18 protein-coding genes are annotated in these 15,542 nt (G+C 67.0%); 11 read left to right on the forward strand and 7 right to left on the reverse strand.

Annotated elements, in window-relative coordinates; all coding sequences use genetic code 11:
* The first annotated feature begins 68 nt into the window (after nt 1-68).
* The 3 genes from ACQ5J0_RS05935 to rpsI all read left to right on the forward strand — a co-directional run bounded on the left by ACQ5J0_RS05935 (nt 69) and on the right by rpsI (nt 2,412).
* Nucleotides 69-1,103: a COX15/CtaA family protein gene (locus tag ACQ5J0_RS05935; RefSeq protein ID WP_462569614.1), complete on the forward strand. Its 1,035-nt coding sequence runs from the start codon at nt 69-71 to the stop codon at nt 1,101-1,103.
* Nucleotides 1,104-1,264: 161 nt separating this feature from the next.
* Nucleotides 1,265-1,744: a 50S ribosomal protein L13 gene (gene rplM, locus ACQ5J0_RS05940; protein WP_462569616.1), complete on the forward strand. Its 480-nt coding sequence runs from the start codon at nt 1,265-1,267 to the stop codon at nt 1,742-1,744.
* Between the two features lie 197 nt (nt 1,745-1,941).
* Nucleotides 1,942-2,412, forward strand: coding sequence for a 30S ribosomal protein S9 (gene rpsI / locus ACQ5J0_RS05945; protein WP_462570065.1), 471 nt, complete (start codon nt 1,942-1,944; stop codon nt 2,410-2,412).
* Nucleotides 2,413-2,689: 277 nt separating this feature from the next.
* On the opposite strand, the gene ACQ5J0_RS05950 is transcribed toward rpsI, so the two are convergent.
* From ACQ5J0_RS05950 to ACQ5J0_RS05960, 3 genes are read right to left on the reverse strand one after another with little or no spacing between them, the layout of a single operon-like run.
* Nucleotides 2,690-3,550 carry a metallophosphoesterase family protein gene (locus ACQ5J0_RS05950; protein ID WP_462569617.1) on the reverse strand — a complete coding sequence of 287 codons (861 nt, stop codon included), beginning with the start codon at nt 3,548-3,550 and terminating at the stop codon, nt 2,690-2,692.
* Nucleotides 3,540-4,394: a diacylglycerol kinase family protein gene (locus tag ACQ5J0_RS05955; RefSeq protein ID WP_462569618.1), complete on the reverse strand. Its 855-nt coding sequence runs from the start codon at nt 4,392-4,394 to the stop codon at nt 3,540-3,542. The genes ACQ5J0_RS05950 and ACQ5J0_RS05955 overlap by 11 nt, the downstream gene beginning before the upstream one ends.
* A 50-nt stretch (nt 4,395-4,444) precedes the next feature.
* Nucleotides 4,445-4,711, reverse strand: a complete 267-nt coding sequence (locus ACQ5J0_RS05960) for a hypothetical protein (RefSeq protein ID WP_462569620.1) — start codon at nt 4,709-4,711, stop codon at nt 4,445-4,447.
* Between the two features lie 207 nt (nt 4,712-4,918).
* On the opposite strand from ACQ5J0_RS05960, the gene ACQ5J0_RS05965 reads away from it, so the two are divergent.
* Complete coding sequence (locus tag ACQ5J0_RS05965) at nt 4,919-5,194, forward strand: UrcA family protein (protein WP_462569621.1); 276 nt, start codon at nt 4,919-4,921, stop codon at nt 5,192-5,194.
* A gap of 120 nt (nt 5,195-5,314) precedes the next feature.
* Here ACQ5J0_RS05965 and ACQ5J0_RS05970 read toward each other — a convergent pair whose 3' ends face one another.
* The 3 genes from ACQ5J0_RS05970 to ACQ5J0_RS05980 all read right to left on the reverse strand — a co-directional run bounded on the left by ACQ5J0_RS05970 (nt 5,315) and on the right by ACQ5J0_RS05980 (nt 8,890).
* Nucleotides 5,315-6,052 carry a LytR/AlgR family response regulator transcription factor gene (locus ACQ5J0_RS05970; protein ID WP_462569622.1) on the reverse strand — a complete coding sequence of 246 codons (738 nt, stop codon included), beginning with the start codon at nt 6,050-6,052 and terminating at the stop codon, nt 5,315-5,317.
* Nucleotides 6,045-7,283 carry a sensor histidine kinase gene (locus ACQ5J0_RS05975; protein ID WP_462569623.1) on the reverse strand — a complete coding sequence of 413 codons (1,239 nt, stop codon included), beginning with the start codon at nt 7,281-7,283 and terminating at the stop codon, nt 6,045-6,047. The genes ACQ5J0_RS05970 and ACQ5J0_RS05975 overlap by 8 nt, the downstream gene beginning before the upstream one ends.
* Before the next feature lie 95 nt (nt 7,284-7,378).
* A complete protein-coding gene (locus ACQ5J0_RS05980) occupies nt 7,379-8,890 on the reverse strand; it encodes a fumarate hydratase (RefSeq protein ID WP_462570066.1) in 1,512 nt (503 codons plus the stop codon).
* Between the two features lie 167 nt (nt 8,891-9,057).
* Here ACQ5J0_RS05980 and ACQ5J0_RS05985 point away from each other — a divergent pair, with 167 nt between their 5' ends.
* The 5 genes from ACQ5J0_RS05985 to ACQ5J0_RS06005 all read left to right on the forward strand — a co-directional run bounded on the left by ACQ5J0_RS05985 (nt 9,058) and on the right by ACQ5J0_RS06005 (nt 14,323).
* Nucleotides 9,058-9,660 carry a protein-L-isoaspartate O-methyltransferase family protein gene (locus tag ACQ5J0_RS05985; RefSeq protein WP_462569624.1) on the forward strand — a complete coding sequence of 201 codons (603 nt, stop codon included), beginning with the start codon at nt 9,058-9,060 and terminating at the stop codon, nt 9,658-9,660.
* A 14-nt stretch (nt 9,661-9,674) separates the two neighbouring features.
* Nucleotides 9,675-11,150, forward strand: coding sequence for a TolC family outer membrane protein (locus tag ACQ5J0_RS05990; protein WP_462569625.1), 1,476 nt, complete (start codon nt 9,675-9,677; stop codon nt 11,148-11,150).
* A 72-nt stretch (nt 11,151-11,222) separates the two neighbouring features.
* On the forward strand, nt 11,223-11,738 hold the full coding sequence (locus ACQ5J0_RS05995) for a DUF2497 domain-containing protein (RefSeq protein WP_462570067.1): 516 nt from the start codon (nt 11,223-11,225) through the stop codon (nt 11,736-11,738).
* Nucleotides 11,739-11,796: 58 nt separating this feature from the next.
* A complete protein-coding gene (locus ACQ5J0_RS06000; protein ID WP_462569626.1) occupies nt 11,797-13,941 on the forward strand; it encodes a dipeptidyl-peptidase 5 in 2,145 nt (714 codons plus the stop codon).
* Entirely contained in the window at nt 13,934-14,323 is a 390-nt protein-coding gene (locus ACQ5J0_RS06005; protein ID WP_462569627.1) for a (2Fe-2S) ferredoxin domain-containing protein, read from the forward strand. Before ACQ5J0_RS06000 ends, ACQ5J0_RS06005 begins: the two co-directional genes overlap by 8 nt.
* Before the next feature lie 6 nt (nt 14,324-14,329).
* Here ACQ5J0_RS06005 and ACQ5J0_RS06010 read toward each other — a convergent pair whose 3' ends face one another.
* Entirely contained in the window at nt 14,330-14,602 is a 273-nt protein-coding gene (locus tag ACQ5J0_RS06010; RefSeq protein WP_462569628.1) for a hypothetical protein, read from the reverse strand.
* Between the two features lie 143 nt (nt 14,603-14,745).
* Here ACQ5J0_RS06010 and ACQ5J0_RS06015 point away from each other — a divergent pair, with 143 nt between their 5' ends.
* Together ACQ5J0_RS06015 and ACQ5J0_RS06020 are read left to right on the forward strand one after the other, a co-directional pair.
* Nucleotides 14,746-15,177: a CBS domain-containing protein gene (locus tag ACQ5J0_RS06015; protein ID WP_462569629.1), complete on the forward strand. Its 432-nt coding sequence runs from the start codon at nt 14,746-14,748 to the stop codon at nt 15,175-15,177.
* A gap of 31 nt (nt 15,178-15,208) precedes the next feature.
* Nucleotides 15,209-15,538, forward strand: coding sequence for a HesB/IscA family protein (locus ACQ5J0_RS06020; RefSeq protein WP_462569630.1), 330 nt, complete (start codon nt 15,209-15,211; stop codon nt 15,536-15,538).
* The last annotated feature ends 4 nt before the right edge of the window (nt 15,539-15,542 follow it).

Raw genomic sequence — 15,542 nt, forward strand, 5'->3', positions numbered from 1 at the left:
GCGCCGTGACCACAGGCTTGCCCGATTTGCACTTGCGCGCCCGGTGCCGCGCACTCAAACAGCCGGCCATGACCCTATCTCGCTCCCAACCCGCAGCCCGGCGTCCGGCCGCGATCGCCAACTGGCTGCTGTTTGTGGCCTTGCTGGTCGTCGTGATGGTGGCGGTCGGCGGCATCACCCGGCTGACCGAAAGCGGGCTCTCGATCACCCAATGGCAGCCGGTCACCGGGGCGATCCCGCCGCTGACCGAGGCGGACTGGCGTGCCGAGTTCGAACTCTATCGCCAGACGGGCGAATATCGCCAGGTAACCGGCCCCGCGGGAATGGACCTCGCGGGGTTCCAGTTCATCTATTTCTGGGAATGGTTCCACCGCCTGCTCGGACGCGTGATCGGGCTGGCCTTTGCGCTGCCGCTGGCGTGGTTCTGGGCCCGCGGCGCCATCCCCGCGGGCTACAAGCCCCGGCTGCTCGCGCTGCTCGCGCTGGGCGGGATGCAGGGCGTGTTCGGCTGGTTCATGGTCCGCTCGGGGCTCTCGGGCGAGATGACCGATGTCAGCCATTTCTGGCTGTCGATCCATCTGCTCACCGCCTTGTTGACGCTGGGCGGTCTGGTCTGGACCGCGCTCGATCTGCGGCGGCTGCAGCGCAGCGGCCAGCCGCCCGCGCGCTGGACCGCCATGGCGAGCTGGGTCGGAGCGGTGCTGTTCCTCCAGCTGCTGCTCGGTGCCTGGGTCGCGGGGCTCAACGCCGGCCACGCGTCGGACAGCTGGCCGCTGATGCAGGGCCGCCTGATTCCCGAATACGAGAGCTCGCGCGGGTTCCTGTGGGCTCTCACCCACGACCCCTTCCTGATCCATTTCCTCCACCGCTGGTGGGCATGGGCTGTGGTGGCCGCGCTGGTGGTGATGGCAAGACGGGTCAAACCGCTCGACCGCGCCGCGTCGCTGGCCATCCATATCACCTTCGGAACCCAGATCCTGCTCGGCATCGCCGCCGTACTGACGGGGGTCGCTCTGTGGATCGCGGTGGCGCACCAGCTGGTCGGCGCGCTGCTGGTCGCAGCCTTCGCCTGGGGCGCGCATGCATTGGGTCGCCGTTCCTAGCCGAAAGTCCCATCCGGCGACACTGTGGTATTATTATACCGCAACCCGAACGCGCGGATTTGCTTGACTTGCGCCGGGTGTAGGGCCATTTGCCGCCCGCTTCGCAGGTCCGGCAGCGGTCGGATTCGCGCAATCACACACTAGTAACGGAATCCAAAGCCATGAAGGCTCTCAGCAAGATGACCCGGTCGATCAAACCGGCCGAGGTCGAAAAGGACTGGCACATTATCGACGCCGACGGTCTCGTCGTCGGTCGTGTCGCCACGATCATCGCCAATATCCTGCGCGGCAAGCACAAGCCCAGCTTCACCCCGCACGTCGATTGCGGCGATCACGTGATCGTCATCAACGCCGAAAAGGTGAAGTTCACCGGGCGCAAGCTGACCGACAAGGTCTATTACCGCCACACCGGTCACCCCGGCGGCATCAAGGAAACGACTCCTGCCAAGGTGCTCGAAGGCCGCTTCCCCGAGCGCGTGCTCGAGAAGGCCGTCCAGCGCATGATCCCGCGCGGACCGCTTGGCCGCGACCAGATGCGCGCGCTGCATCTCTATGCCGGCACCGAGCATCCGCACGATGGCCAGCAGCCCAAGACGCTCGACGTCGCCTCGATGAACCGCAAGAACAAGGCAAGCAGCTAATGGTCGCCGACAACACCAGCGAAACCCCCGCCGACAAGAGCGCCGACGAGACCAAGGTCGACGCGCCGGAAGCCAACACCGAAACCGCGCCTGAGACTTCGACCGATAGCTCGTCCGAAGCCAAGCCCGAGCCGGCTTCCGAGCCCAAGGCCGAAACCAAGAGCGATTCGGTTTCCGATCTGGCCGACCTCAAGAGCATCGCCGGCGACGCTCCCGAGGGCGATTCCGCCGAGATCGCGCGGACTGCCAGCGTGCCGCTGCGCGAGCAGGAGCTCGACGCGCAGGGCCGTGCCTATGCCACCGGTCGCCGCAAGGATGCCAAGGCGCGCGTCTGGATCAAGCCGGGCAGCGGCAAGATCACCGTCAACGGCCGCGATCAGGAAATCTATTTCGCACGTCCGACGCTGCGGCTGATCCTCAATCAGCCGTTCGCCATCACCGATCGCGAAGGCCAGTACGACGTGATCTGCACCGTGCGCGGCGGCGGGCTTTCGGGCCAGGCCGGCGCGGTGAAGCACGGGATCAGCCAGGCGCTGACGAAGTACGAGCCCGCGCTGCGATCGACGGTCAAGGCCGCCGGCTTCCTCACCCGCGACAGCCGCGTGGTCGAGCGCAAGAAGTACGGCAAGGCCAAGGCGCGCAAGAGCTTCCAGTTCTCGAAGCGCTAAGCACCTGCCAGCCGGTTGCGATCGGCGAAACCTATCGAAGAAGGGCGGTCCTGCGAGGGACCGCCCTTTTTTCGTTGGATCTACGCGGATTGGGGAAATCTCTTCGCAGCTGCCCTAAGCATAAACCCTTGGATCGACCTTCTTGCTCCTCCCCCTTGAGGGGGAGGCCGGGTGGGGGTGTACCACGCCGATGGGGCAGACGCGCGCCTGCAGCGCGCTCCCCCACCCCCGACCCCTCCCCGAGGGGAGGGGAGATTCCCTCTTATGCAATCTGAATCTAGTGAACCGGGGGATCGGTCCGCGGGACCTGATGCGCGGGCGCGACGGGTTCGCCCGGGCGGCGCGGCGGCATCGCGTTCTCGGGCACGTCGTCGATCATCATCTCGGAGGTCCGGAAATTTTCCAGATTGCGGACCCGGACCTTGAGCGTCTCGCCGTCCCAGCGCAGTTCGTTGAAGCTGGGAGGAGTGGACCGGGTACGTTTGGACAGCGTGCCCGCGCCGATCATCCGCACCGGGCCATCGGCGGTCTGCTCCATGATATCGAAGGCATCGTGGACATGGCCGCTGATCACCGCCGCGACCGGACGTCTGGCCAGCGCGCGCAGCGCCTTGCCGCCGTGCATGGTCAGAGCGGTGCCCTCGGTGCCGACCTCGCGCAGCGGATGATGGACTGCGACCAGCGCCCGCGCGCCCGGGGGCAGCGCATCGATCGCGGCGAGGCACTTCTTCAGCGCGGCCTTGGTGACCCAGCCCTTCGACCAGTTGAGTCGCGGCTGCGCGCGCACTGCGGTCTTGAGCGGAACGATCGCCAGACCGGGCAGGTCGATCTCGCGCTCGACATGCTCGGACATCCCGCGAAACCGCTTGTAGGGCGTGAAGAAGCGCTCGATCAGATTGAAATAGGGCATGTCGTGATTGCCCACCTCCACCGTGACCGGGACGTCGAGCGACTGGATCCAGCGCGTCGCCGCAGCGAACTCCCTGTGGCGCGCGCGCATCGTCAGATCGCCGGTGATCGCCACCGCATCGGGGCGCTGCTCGGCGATCTCGCGCCGGACCCAGTCGATCGCCTGCTGGTCGACGAGGCCGAAATGGATGTCGCTGAGGTGGAAGAGAAGCTTGCCGTCAGTAGCCATGTTGCGACGCTAGCAGATCGACGCCGCAAGGGACCAGATCGAACTCGGCGCGGCTGCCAAGCTGGGCGGGTTCGCCATCGATGAGCACGCCCAGCGGCTGGCCTGCGCAGTCCTCGAGCACGACCCGATCCACCAGACCGAGCAGATCGTGCGGTCCTTCGCGAAAGCTGCGCCGCAGCAACGCCCAGCCCTGTTTCGCCAGTTCGCCGGGGGTATCGGCGTGGTAGGCGTCGACCTGTATCCCGCGGTGGCTCGGCGTCATCTCGATCAGCGGATAGCCCTCGGGGCGACCCAGATGCGGCTCGCGGCAGCGGACCTGCGGGCCCTCGGTGGTTTCGGTCATCGCCTCGCTGGCCTTGGCGGTGGTTTCCGCCACATCGCCATCGCGCATCGCCTCGCGCACCGAGCCCCAGGCGGTGCCCGGCCCGATCAGCAGCCCGGCCAGCGCATCGCCCGCCTTGCAGCGCGCCACTTCGGGTCGCCAGCGCCGCATCGCACCGCGCTTGTACCGCGCCAGGATGGTGCCGACGTCGCTTTCGCCGTGCATGCGGATGCTGAGGAGGTTCATCGTGCCGCCGGGCAGCACCAGCACCGCGCCAGACCAGCCGTAGAGACTGGTGATCGCGGCGTTGAGCGTGCCGTCGCCGGTGAAGATCGCGAGGCACCCGATCCCCGCCAGATCCAGTTCGGCCGCCGTGGGGATCTCCTCGTCAGGAAAGCGGATGGTGCGCTCGATCGAGAGGCTGGCGGTGCCGCAATGGCTCTGCAACTCCTCGAGCGCCGCTTCGCTGTTGCTGCCGCTCTTGGCGTTGGTCAGCAACCAGAGTTTGTCGGGCAGAGTCATGAAGCCATAGCGCTGGTCTAGCCCATCCGGTTCCCGCGCGATGAGAGGGATCACAGCCTGCCGGTCAGGATCGCCCAGGCCGAGAAGGCATTGAGAGCGCTGTAGATCGCATAGACCAGCGCCAGTCCCGGCCAGCCGTTGGCGACGAACAGCAAGGTCGCCAGCAGGATCGCGAATTCCAGCACCAGCGAGACCGGCACGGACGAGCGCGGCCGCATCCAGCCGATCCGCTCGATCATCGGGTGGCCGCTCTCCAGCACCGCCTTGTGCATCGCGAAATTGCCGATTCCGAGCAGAAAGATGACGATCAGCAGCATCGACCGGCGTTGTCGCTCGCCATTCGCCGATTGCCAAGGCCCCTTCGTCAGCAGCTTCGCGCATTTGGTCAAATGGCGCGTCTCCTTCGTCGACATGGAGGTGCGTCGACAAATGTAATCGCTCACTATCCTGGCTGCGAGACGCCCCTCTCCCCCCGAAGGCGGCGGTCGCAAGATGGAGGAATTGAGATGAAACCGATCCTTTGCATGGCTGTCGCCGTCGGCCTCGCGCTTCCGGCTGCGCCCGCACTCGCGGACGAAATCACCGTGAAATACGACGATCTGGCGCTTTCGACTCCCGCCGGTCAGCGCACGCTGGACAAGCGAATCCTGGTCGCTGCCCGCAAGGCATGCGGCGCCGACGTGCCCAACACGGGCACGCGAATCCGCAGCTCCGAAGCGCGCAAATGCGTCACCCAAGCCCAGCAGCAGGTGAAGCAACAGGTTGCCACGCTGATCGAGCAGCAGCGGTTTGGCGGCTGAAAATGGGTGGCTGACTGACCCCACAGTCGGCAACCCCGGAGCCCCGGTCGAACCAGTCCGCGACCGGGGCTCCTAAATTTCAGCCTAATTTTTGAGGATGGGAACCCGGCCGCGGGCCGATTAGCGCCCGGCCATCGCCTTGACCTTGGGCAGATAGGTCCGCCCGATCCGCAGCGCCTCGCCATCGTCGAGTTCGACCGACCAGACCCCCAGACCGTCGTGCCGCAGACCCTTGATCCGGTCGCGGCGCAGGATGGTGGAGCGGTGGATGCGGATGAACTGCGCGGGGTCGAGCCGCTCCTCGAGCCCGGCGATGGTCTGGAGCAGGAGATAGGAGCGATCCTCGACATGCAGCCGGACGTAGTCGCGTTCGGCATCGATCCTGTAGACCTGCGCGGTGGCGATCCGGACCAGTTCGGAGCGATGCGGAATCCACAATTCGTCGAGCCAGTCGCTTTTCGGGCGCGTCCCGGCGTCGCGCCGCGACAGCGCGCGCTCGATGGCGCGTTCAAGCCGCTCGCTCTTGACCGGCTTGAGCACGTAATCGACCGCGTCGAGATCGAAGGCCTCGACCGCGTAATTGTCGTGCGCGGTGACGAAGACCACCGCCGGGGGGCGTTCGTGGGTTGCCAGTTCGCGCGCCACCGACAGCCCGTCCACTTCGGGCATGGTCATGTCGAGCAGCACCAAATCGGGATGCAGTGCCTCGACCAGCCGCAGCGCGGCGGCACCGTCGCTCGCGGTGCCGACCACCGCGAGGTCTTCGATCTTGGCGCAGAGCACCTGCATCCGCTCGACCGCCAGCGGCTCGTCGTCGACGATCAGCGTGCGCAGTTTCTCGTTGTCGGTTTCAGCCATGCGTCACCAATGGTAGCCGGAGTTGAGTCTCGTAGCCGTCCAGCGTCGCGCCGGAAACCACGCTCGCGCGTTCGCCGAACCGCGCGAGCAGGCGGTCGCGGACATTGGCGAGCCCGATCCCGAACCCGGCCGAGGCGTTCCCCGCCTTGCCCGGCCCGTCGTCGGCCACCGTCAGCACCAGCCGCCCGTATTCCTCGCGCGCCGAGATCGTGATGGTCACCGGCCTGCGGCTGGCCGAGACGCCGTATTTGACCGAATTTTCCACCAGCGGCTGGAGGATCATGCCGGGCACCCGGTAGCCGCTCAGCTCGTCGGGCAATTCGAGACGGGTTCGCAGACGGTCGGGAAAGCGGGTGGTCTCGATCTCGAGGTAATGCCGCTGGAGATCGAATTCGTCGGACAGCGGCAGGTCGGCGGTGGGATCGTCCGCCAGGCTGTGGCGGTAGAAGGCGGACAGCGTCTGGATCATCTCCTCCGCCCGGTCGGCGCGCCCGGTCATCACCAGTGCGGAGAGCGAATTGAGCGCGTTGAACAGGAAATGCGGGTTCACCTGATAACGCAGGCTGCGCAGTTCGGCGGCCTTGGCGGCCGTGCGGAAGCGCTCCTCGCGGCGCTGGGCCGCCTGCGCCTGCGCGCCCGCCAGCAGCGCGAGATAGAGCGCCGCCCAGGCGAGCAGCAGGAAATAGCGCCCCAGCGCGATGTCGGTGAGCTGCTGCCAGCGGTCCGTTCCCGTCGGCGCGGGTGCCAGCAGGAGCGTACGCGGCGGTGATGCCGAACCCGAATCGCCGGCGTTCTGATCCAGCGTCACCGGCGCCACCGCAGGCACATCGACCAGCAGATTGCCGGCATCGTCGCGGTAGATGGCGACCCCCTGATCCTCGCCGATCTTCCTGGCCACCTCGTCCTGGATCGGATCGAACAGCACGCGGTTGACCTGCGCGATCGCCAGCGATGCGGGCAGCGCGGCGATCAGCGCGACCGCGATCTTCACCGCCAGCGGTCTGGCTTCGACCAGCCGAATGGCCAGCCACAGCAGCAGGGTGATGGCGGCTCCCGCGAGACAGACCACGCCGCGTCGCCAGACCAGCTCGCCCTGCATCGGCAGATCGACGACCGATCCGCGCAGCGTGATCAGGAGAAAATAGCACAGCCACAGACCCAGGATCGACGCCAGGACGATCCGGAAGGGTACGCGGGTGATGCGCGGGGACAGGTCTGTTTCTTCGTTCACTGCCCGCCGCAGTAGCGCCTCGGGGCTCGTGCAGGCCAGCGCGATGATCGACGCGATCGTGCGGTTGGTCGATGGGCGGCTTTGGGAGCCGGCCTTCAGCCGAGCAGCTTTTCCTCCGCGATCCGCTGTTTCCACATCGCCGGGGCGAGCGTGTGGACGTTGTTGCCGCGCGCATCGACCGCCACGGTAACGGGCATGTTCTCGACGGTGAATTCGTAGATCGCCTCCATCCCGAGATCCTCGAAACCGACCACTTCGGCCCCCTTGATCGCCCGGGCCACCAGATAGGCCGCGCCGCCGGTGGCCATCAGATAGGCGACCTTGAAGCGGCTGATCACTTCCACCGCATCGGCGCCGCGCTCGGCCTTGCCGATCATCGCCAGCAGCCCCTGGCCGAGCATGGTTTCGGTGAACTTGTCCATCCGCGTCGCGGTCGTCGGCCCGGCGGGTCCGACCACCTCGCCCATCACCGGATCGACCGGCCCGACATAATAGATCGCCCGCCCGCGGAAATCGACCGGCAGCTCCTCGCCGTTGCGCAGCATCTCGTCGATCCGCTTGTGCGCCGCATCGCGCCCGGTGAGCATCCTGCCAGACAGCAGCAGCCGGTCGCCATGCTCCCAGCTAGCCACTTCCTCGGGCGTGAGAGCGTCGAGATCGACCCGCTTGGCGGCAGCATCGGGCTGCCAGTTCACATCGGGCCAGGCATCGAGATCGGGCTGTTCGAGATAGGCGGGGCCCGAGCCGTCGAGCGAGAAATGCGCGTGGCGGGTGGCGGCGCAATTGGGGATCATGCCCACCGGCTTGCCCGCGGCATGGCAGGGCCAGTCGAGGATCTTGACGTCGAGCACGGTCGCCAGGCCGCCCAGCCCCTGCGCGCCGATTCCTTGCGCGTTGACCGCATCGAAAATGTCGATCCGCAGCTGCTCGAGATCGCTCTGCGCCCCGCGCTGCTTGAGCTGCGCCATGTCGATCGGCTCCATCAACGACTGCTTCGCCAGCCTGAGGCAATGCTCCGCGGTGCCGCCGATTCCGATCCCCAGCATCCCGGGCGGGCACCAGCCCGCGCCCATCGAGGGGATCTGCTCGACCACCCAGTCGACGATATTGTCCGAGGGGTTCATCATCTTGAACTTGGACTTGTTCTCGCTGCCCCCGCCCTTGGCCGCCACGTCGATTGCGACCCGGTCGCCCGGGACCATCTCGACCGAAAGCACGCAGGGCGTGTTGTCGCGGGTGTTGCGGCGGGTGAAGGCGGGGTCGGCGAGGATCGAGGCGCGCAGCTTGTTCTCGGGATGGTTGTAGGCCCGGCGCACACCCTCGTCGACCACCTCCTGCAGGCTCAGGCGGGAATCGAGGCGGCAATCCTGGCCCCATTTGACGAAGACGTTGACGATGCCCGTGTCCTGGCACAGCGGCCGGTGCCCCTCGGCGCACATCCGCGAATTGGTGAGGATCTGCGCGATCGCATCCTTGGCCGCGGGGCCTTGCTCGGCCTCATAGGCATCCCCCAGCGCGCGGATGTAATCCATCGGATGGTAGTAGGAGATGAACTGCAGCGCGTCGGCCACGCTTTCGATCAGGTCTTCCTCGCGGATAATTGTCATGTCGCTCATCGCCGCTTCGCTCCGTTTCGCAGATTTGCCGTGGTCCATGGCGGGGATTTCGCGATTGTCAAAGCGCTTGGCCGCAAGGGGCGTTCCGCCTACAGCAACAGGGCATTGCACCACCGTGTTATCTATGTAATACAGCAAGCGAGCTTCTGGATAGAATCATGACCACCACACTCGACCGTCCCGCCGATTTTTCCGCCGCCCGCCGCGCGATGATCGATGGCCAGCTGCGCACCAGCGGCGTCAACGAGCGCTTCGTGCTCGAGCGCATGGGCGCGGTCGCGCGCGAGGATTTCGTACCCGAACAGGCTCGCGGCATCGCCTATATGGACCGCGCGATCCGGCTGCCCGATGGCGGCTTTCTCCCCGCTCCGGTGTTCCACGGTGCCATGCTCGCGGAAGCGCGCCCGCGGCTCACCGACAAGGTGCTGATCGTCGATGGCGGGAGCGGCTATCTGGCCGAGCTTGTTCGCCCGCTGGTCGTCTCGGTCGAAACGATTTCCGCCGCCGAGGGTGCGCAGGGCAAGGCCGCGCTCGAAACCGCCGATCTGCTGCTGATCGACGGGGCGATCGAGGAATTGCCCGCCGAACTCGCCAAGCGGATCGTCGAGGACGGCAGGGTCGTCACCGGCCTGATCGATCGCGGCGTTACGCGCCTCGCCACCGGTCGCAAAACCGGCCAGTCGCTGAGCCTGCTGCCGCTCGCCGAGATGGGAATTCCGCGTCTCGGCCAGTTCGACCGACCGGCGAGCTGGAGCTTCTGATGCACCGCGGGGGGATGGTACGTCTCGGATTGTCCGGCGCGGCGCTGGCGCTCGTGCTGGCCGCGCCCGCGCATGCCGACACGCTGCAGGAAGCGCTGACCCAGGCCTATTTCAACAATCCCACATTGACCGCCGCCCGCGCGGATCAAAGGGCGACCGACGAGAACGTCGCGATCGAACGCGCCGCCGGGCGTCCGGGCGTGACGGCAAGCGGCAGCTATATCGAGTTTCTGAAACAGAGTTCGACCAGTTTCACCGCCCCCGAGCGAGCCTTCTCGGCCGGCGCCGATCTTTCGGTGCCGATCTATTCGGGCGGTGCCGTCAAGAACGCCATCCGAGCCGCCGAAGTGCGGGTCGGGGCGGGTCAGGCGGAGTTGCGGGCGACGCAAAGCGCGCTCTTCAGGCAGGTCGTCGCGGCCTATATGGATGTGCTGCGCAACGAAGCCATCCTGGGACTCACCGCCAATCAAGTGGACGTGCTCGGCGTCAATTTCCAGGCGACCAGCGACCGGTTCGAGATCGGCGATCTTACCCGTACCGATGTCGCGCAATCGCAGGCCCGGCTGGCGCTGGCCCAGGCCGATTTCCGCGGAGCGCAGGCCAATCTGATCGGCGCGCGCGAAACCTATATCCAGCTCGTGGGCGAGGCGCCGACCGACCTCCAGCCACCGCCGCCCCTCCCCAACCTGCCCGATTCGGTTGCGGTCGCCGTCGCGATTGCGCTCGAGGAAAACCCCGATTTGATCGCCGCCCGCGAGCGCGCCGATGCGGCCGAGATCGACATCGACGTGGCCGGTGCCGGTCGTTTGCCGCGCGTATCGCTCGTTCTCGGGGGCAATTACGACAATTATATCGGCACGCTCGGAGGCGTTGCCGCTCCGGGCGGTGTGGCCGTTCCCCAAACCACCACCGCCGCGCAGGCGGGGGTGCAGTTTTCCATTCCGATCTTCCAGGGTGGCCGCCCGGCCGCGCTGGAACGTCAGGCTCAGGCCCGAGCCGGAGCCGCGCTGGAACGGATCATCGCGGCGGAGCGGGACGTGATCGCCCAGGTGCGGGCTGCCTATGCCAGCTGGCAGGCGTCGCTTGCCATCATCGAAAGCTCGCAGACCGCGGTCTCCGCCGCCGCGCTCAGCCTCGAGGGCGTCCGCGCCGAGAACTCGATCGGCAATCGCACCGTCCTGGAAGTGCTCAATGCCGAGCAGGAACTGCTCAATGCGCGGGTCGATCTCGTGACCGCCAGGCGCAATGCCTATGTTGCCGGCTTCACCCTGCTCGCCGCGATGGGTCAGGTGGAAGCCCGCGATCTCGGTCTGGCCGACGAGGGCATGCTCTACGACCCGCTCGCCAATTACGACCGCGTGGCTGGAAAATGGTGGGGCTGGGAGCGGGGCCCGGACCCGGTGGTGGAAAGCACCAGCACCGTGGATGTCCCGGCGGCGACCGCGTTGATCGGTCCGGTCGACGAGCCCGAGAGCGATTCCATTTATTAACCTCGTTCAGCGATGCTATGCGCCGATTCGCGAAATTGCGAAGGCACGGGCGGCAAGCAGGGGCGAATGACTATGCATCAACCGGGTGAACCGTCGGTCGAAGAGATCCTCGACTCGATCAAGAAGGTGATCGCGCGCGACAACCGCGCCGGTGCCGTGGCCACCCGGCGCGAACGCGTGCGCACTCCGGCCAGCGCGAGCAGGGCCGAGCCCGCCGATGCCGGGCAGACCGAGGAAGTGCTCGAACTCGGCGAAGAAGCGATGGTCGCGCAAGACTCGGCGGCGGCCGAGTCCGGTTCCGACTCCGGTTCCGGGGACCGCGCGCAAACCTCCTGCGAGGAGGACGACGCGCCCCTCACCACCGAAACCGTCCGCGCCTCGATGCAGCAGAATTTCGAGGCGCTCGCCATGATTTCGCGGCCCGGCAAGCAGCCGCAGATCGTGCGTTCGGGCGAGACCTCGCTCGAGGCGCTGACCCGCGAATTGCTGCGCCCGATGCTGGCGCAATGGCTCGACGACAATCTGCCCGAAATGGTCGAGGACCTGGTCCGAGCCGAGATCTCGCGAATCGCCGGCAAACGCGACTGAACCTGCGCCCTGCGCAATCGCGCTTAACTTTGCCGCGCGGCGCGGCTACGCCTGCGCCATGAACACACGCTTCGGGCTCGCAACCCTCGCCGCCGGCGCCGCCGCGCTCTCGCTCGCCACCCCGCTCGCTGCTCAGGACCAGCCTGCGGCCCCGCGCCCCGCGATGAGCGCCGCGGATCTGGTCACCATGCCGCGGCTGGGTGCACCGAGCGTATCGAAGGACGGCAATCGCGCGGTCTATTCGGTCACCACCACCGATCCCGAGAGCTTCGCACGCAGCAGCGACTATTATCTCCACGACCTGACCGCTGCCCATGCGGCGCCGGTGCGGCTCGACCTCGGCGGTCCGGCCAGCAGCGTCATGTTCGGCGGCGACGGCTGGCTCTATTTCCTCTCGGACCGCGCTGTCTCCGAAGGCGCCGAGGAGCGCAGCCGCTTGTGGCGCGTCCAGCTCGGGCCGCAGGGAGTTGCCGGCGCGCCGGTGCTCGCCGCCGACCTCACCGCCGGGATCGACGGATTCGCGCTCGCTCCCGCGGGGGGCGCCGTGGCCGTCTGGGCGGAGATCGCGCGCGACTGCCCGACCTTCGGCTGCGAGGGCGATGGCAATGCGCATCTGCCCGGTCCCGGCGACGGACTGCTCTACGAAGGCGATGCCGGCTTCGTCCGCCATTGGGACAGCTGGGAAACCCCGGGCACCTACAGCCGCGTCTTCGTCTTCGGACTGGAAGATGGCCAGGTAACGGGCGAGGGCCGTGCGCTCGACGGCGCAGCGGGCGCGGGCGGTCCGACCGGCGACACCCCGACCAAACCCTTCGGCGGCGGCGAGGACGTGGCCTGGGCGCCCGACGGCTCGGGAGTCTATTTCGTCGCGCGCGAAACCGGGGCCGACGAGCCGATTTCGACCAATCTCGACATCTGGTGGTCGGACCTGTCGGGCGCTGCCCCGACCAATCTGACCGCTGCCAACGAAGCCACCGACGCACTGCCCACGCCTTCCCCCGATGGTCGCTATCTCGCCTATCTCGCGATGGCGCGGCCGGGCTACGAAGCGGACCGGATGGTCGTCCAGCTGCGCGATCTCGCCACCGGGCAGACCCGGGCGCTGACCCAGAGTTTCGACCGCAGCGTCTCCTCGCTCGCCTGGACGCCCGATTCGCGCTTCATCGTCGCGACCGCGCAGGACGTGCTCGACACGCCCGCCTTCCGCATCGATCCGCGCGACGGTTCGGTCGAGCGGCTCGACCTGATGGCGGGCCACGAAGCGCATATCGGCAACGCCACTCCGCTGGCGGGCGAGCGGCTGCTGTTCACCCGCGATTCGATCGGCGCGCCGCCCGAACTCTATCTGTCGCGCGGCTGGGAACAGGCCGAACCGCTGACCGATGTCGCCTCGACGCGTGTGGGCCGGCTCGCCTCGATCACCACCGAGCGCTTCACCTTTCCCGGCGCCGAGGGCGACACGGTCTGGGGCCAGATCACCAAGCCCGAGAACGCCGAGGGCCGGCTTCCCGCCATCCTCTACGTCCATGGCGGCCCGCAGGGCTCGTTCAACGACGGCTGGTCGACCCGCTGGAACCCGCGCGTGCTCGCCAGCCAGGGCTATGCGGTGATCTCGGTCGATTTCCACGGCAGCACCGGATACGGCCAGGCCTTCACCGACGCGATCAACCGCGACTGGGGGGGCAAGCCGCTCGAGGACCTGCAGAAGGGCCTCGCGGCGGCGCTGGCGCTCGATCCGCAGATCGACGGCGAGCGCGCCTGCGCCATGGGTGCCTCCTATGGCGGCTACATGATGAACTGGATCGCCGGGCAATGGCCCGAGCGCTTCGACTGCCTGGTCCAGCACGACGGGCTGTTCGATATGCGCAGCTTCTATTACGCGACCGAGGAACTGTGGTTTCCGCGCTGGGATTTCGGCGGCAGCTATCAGGAACAGACCGAAACCTACGAACGCTGGAACCCGGTCAATTTCGTCGACCGCTGGCAGACGCCGATGCTGGTGGTGACCGGCCAGAAGGATTTCCGCGTCCCCTACACGCAGGGCATCCAGAGCTTCACCGCGCTGCAGGAACGCGGCATCCCGAGCCAGCTGCTGGTCTTCCCCGGCGAGAACCACTGGGTGCTGGGGGCGAAGAACTCGCTCCAGTGGCACGACACCGTCTTCGCTTGGCTCGACCGCTGGCTGAAGCCCGATAGTGAATAGGCCGGAAAAGCCCGTCGAGAAGGCCGGCAAGGCGCTCGCCAAGGTGGCCGGCGACGAGATCGAGCGGCACATCTTCCTGTGCGCGCTGGCCGAGAAGCAGAAGTGCTGTTCGCGCGAGGAGGGCAAGCGCGCTTGGGGCTATCTCAAGACCCGCCTCAAGCAGTTGCGCCTCGCCGGGCCGCGCCGGGCCGATGGCTCGGGGGGCTTCCAGCGGACCAAGGCCGACTGCCTGCAGATCTGCACGGGCGGGCCCATCGCGCTCGTCTACCCCGATTACGTCTGGTACCATTCCTGCACGCCCGAGGTGCTCGAGCGGATCATCCAGGAGCATCTGATCGGCGGAGTACCGGTGGAGGACTACCGGCTGAGTCCGCTGGGCTGACCGGAGCTATTTGTCGTCGATCGAATCGTCGTGGCCGGTGCCCGAGGACAGGAACACCAGCCCCATCAGCGCGCCGGCCAGCAGCATGGTGAAGCCGATCCCCAGCGCGATGGCGATGTAATAGTGGATCGAGGCCGCGCTCTCGCCGTCGTAGAGCAGCGCGATCGCGAGCGCGACCACGCCCACGGTGATCAGCAGCATGAAGCGCATGATCCGCCGATAGCGCGCCCAGGCGAAGGCGGCGGTCTGCGGATCGTCGAGCGGGGAATTGCGGGCCATGCGCCGCACATGCGCATGCCGAGGAGCAGTTGCAAGGTTCGCGCGGCCCGGAAATCCCTTGCGCGAAACCCGGCGATTCGCCTTTTTCGGGGAAAAATGGCATTATCCCGGCAGAGCCGGACACCGGCCATGGGAGAGTTGCGATGGATATAGCCAGACTGATCGAATGCCGCGCAAGTTCGGATATCGTCACCTGCGAGGTCGACATGCCGGTGCGCGCGGTGATCGCGCTGCTCGACAGCCGCCGGATCGGCGCCATGCCGGTGATGAAGGATGGCGAGGTGGTGGGAATCTTTTCAGAGCGCGACGTGATCCATCGCATGGCCAGCGAGGGCTCCGCCTGTCTCGAGAGGTCGGTGGGCGAGGTGATGACCTCACCCGCGATCACGGTGGAGCGCGGGACCAAGGTGGACGATGCGCTGGCGCTGATGACGAGGCGGCGGATTCGTCACCTGCCGGTGCTCGACGGCGCGACCATGTGCGGCTTCGTCTCGATCGGCGATCTGGTGAAATCGCACATCGACGAGATCGAGAAGGAGGCCGCGCAGATGCGGCAATATATCACCACCGCTTGAGCGCGGGCCTGCGGGCTCCTACATGGGACGCATGGCCGATATGCTCACGCTCACCCCCGCCGCCGCGAAGCGCGTTGCCGCGATCGCGCAAAAGCAGGCCAAGCCCGCTATCCTGCGGCTTTCGGTCGAGGGGGGCGGTTGCTCGGGCTTCCAGTACAAATTCGGCCTCACCGATGCCGCCGGGGGCGAGGATCTGGTGAGCGAGACCGAGGGCGTGAAGCTTGTAGTCGATCCGGTCAGCCTCGATCTGGTGGCGGGCAGCACGGTCGATTTCGTCGAATCGCTCGGCGGCGCGGCGTTCAAGGTCGAGAACCCGCAGGCCGCCGCCGGTTGCGGCTGCGGGTCCAGCTTCGGGATTTGAATTA

The sequence above is a fragment of the Qipengyuania sp. SM2512 genome (genome assembly GCF_054954005.1).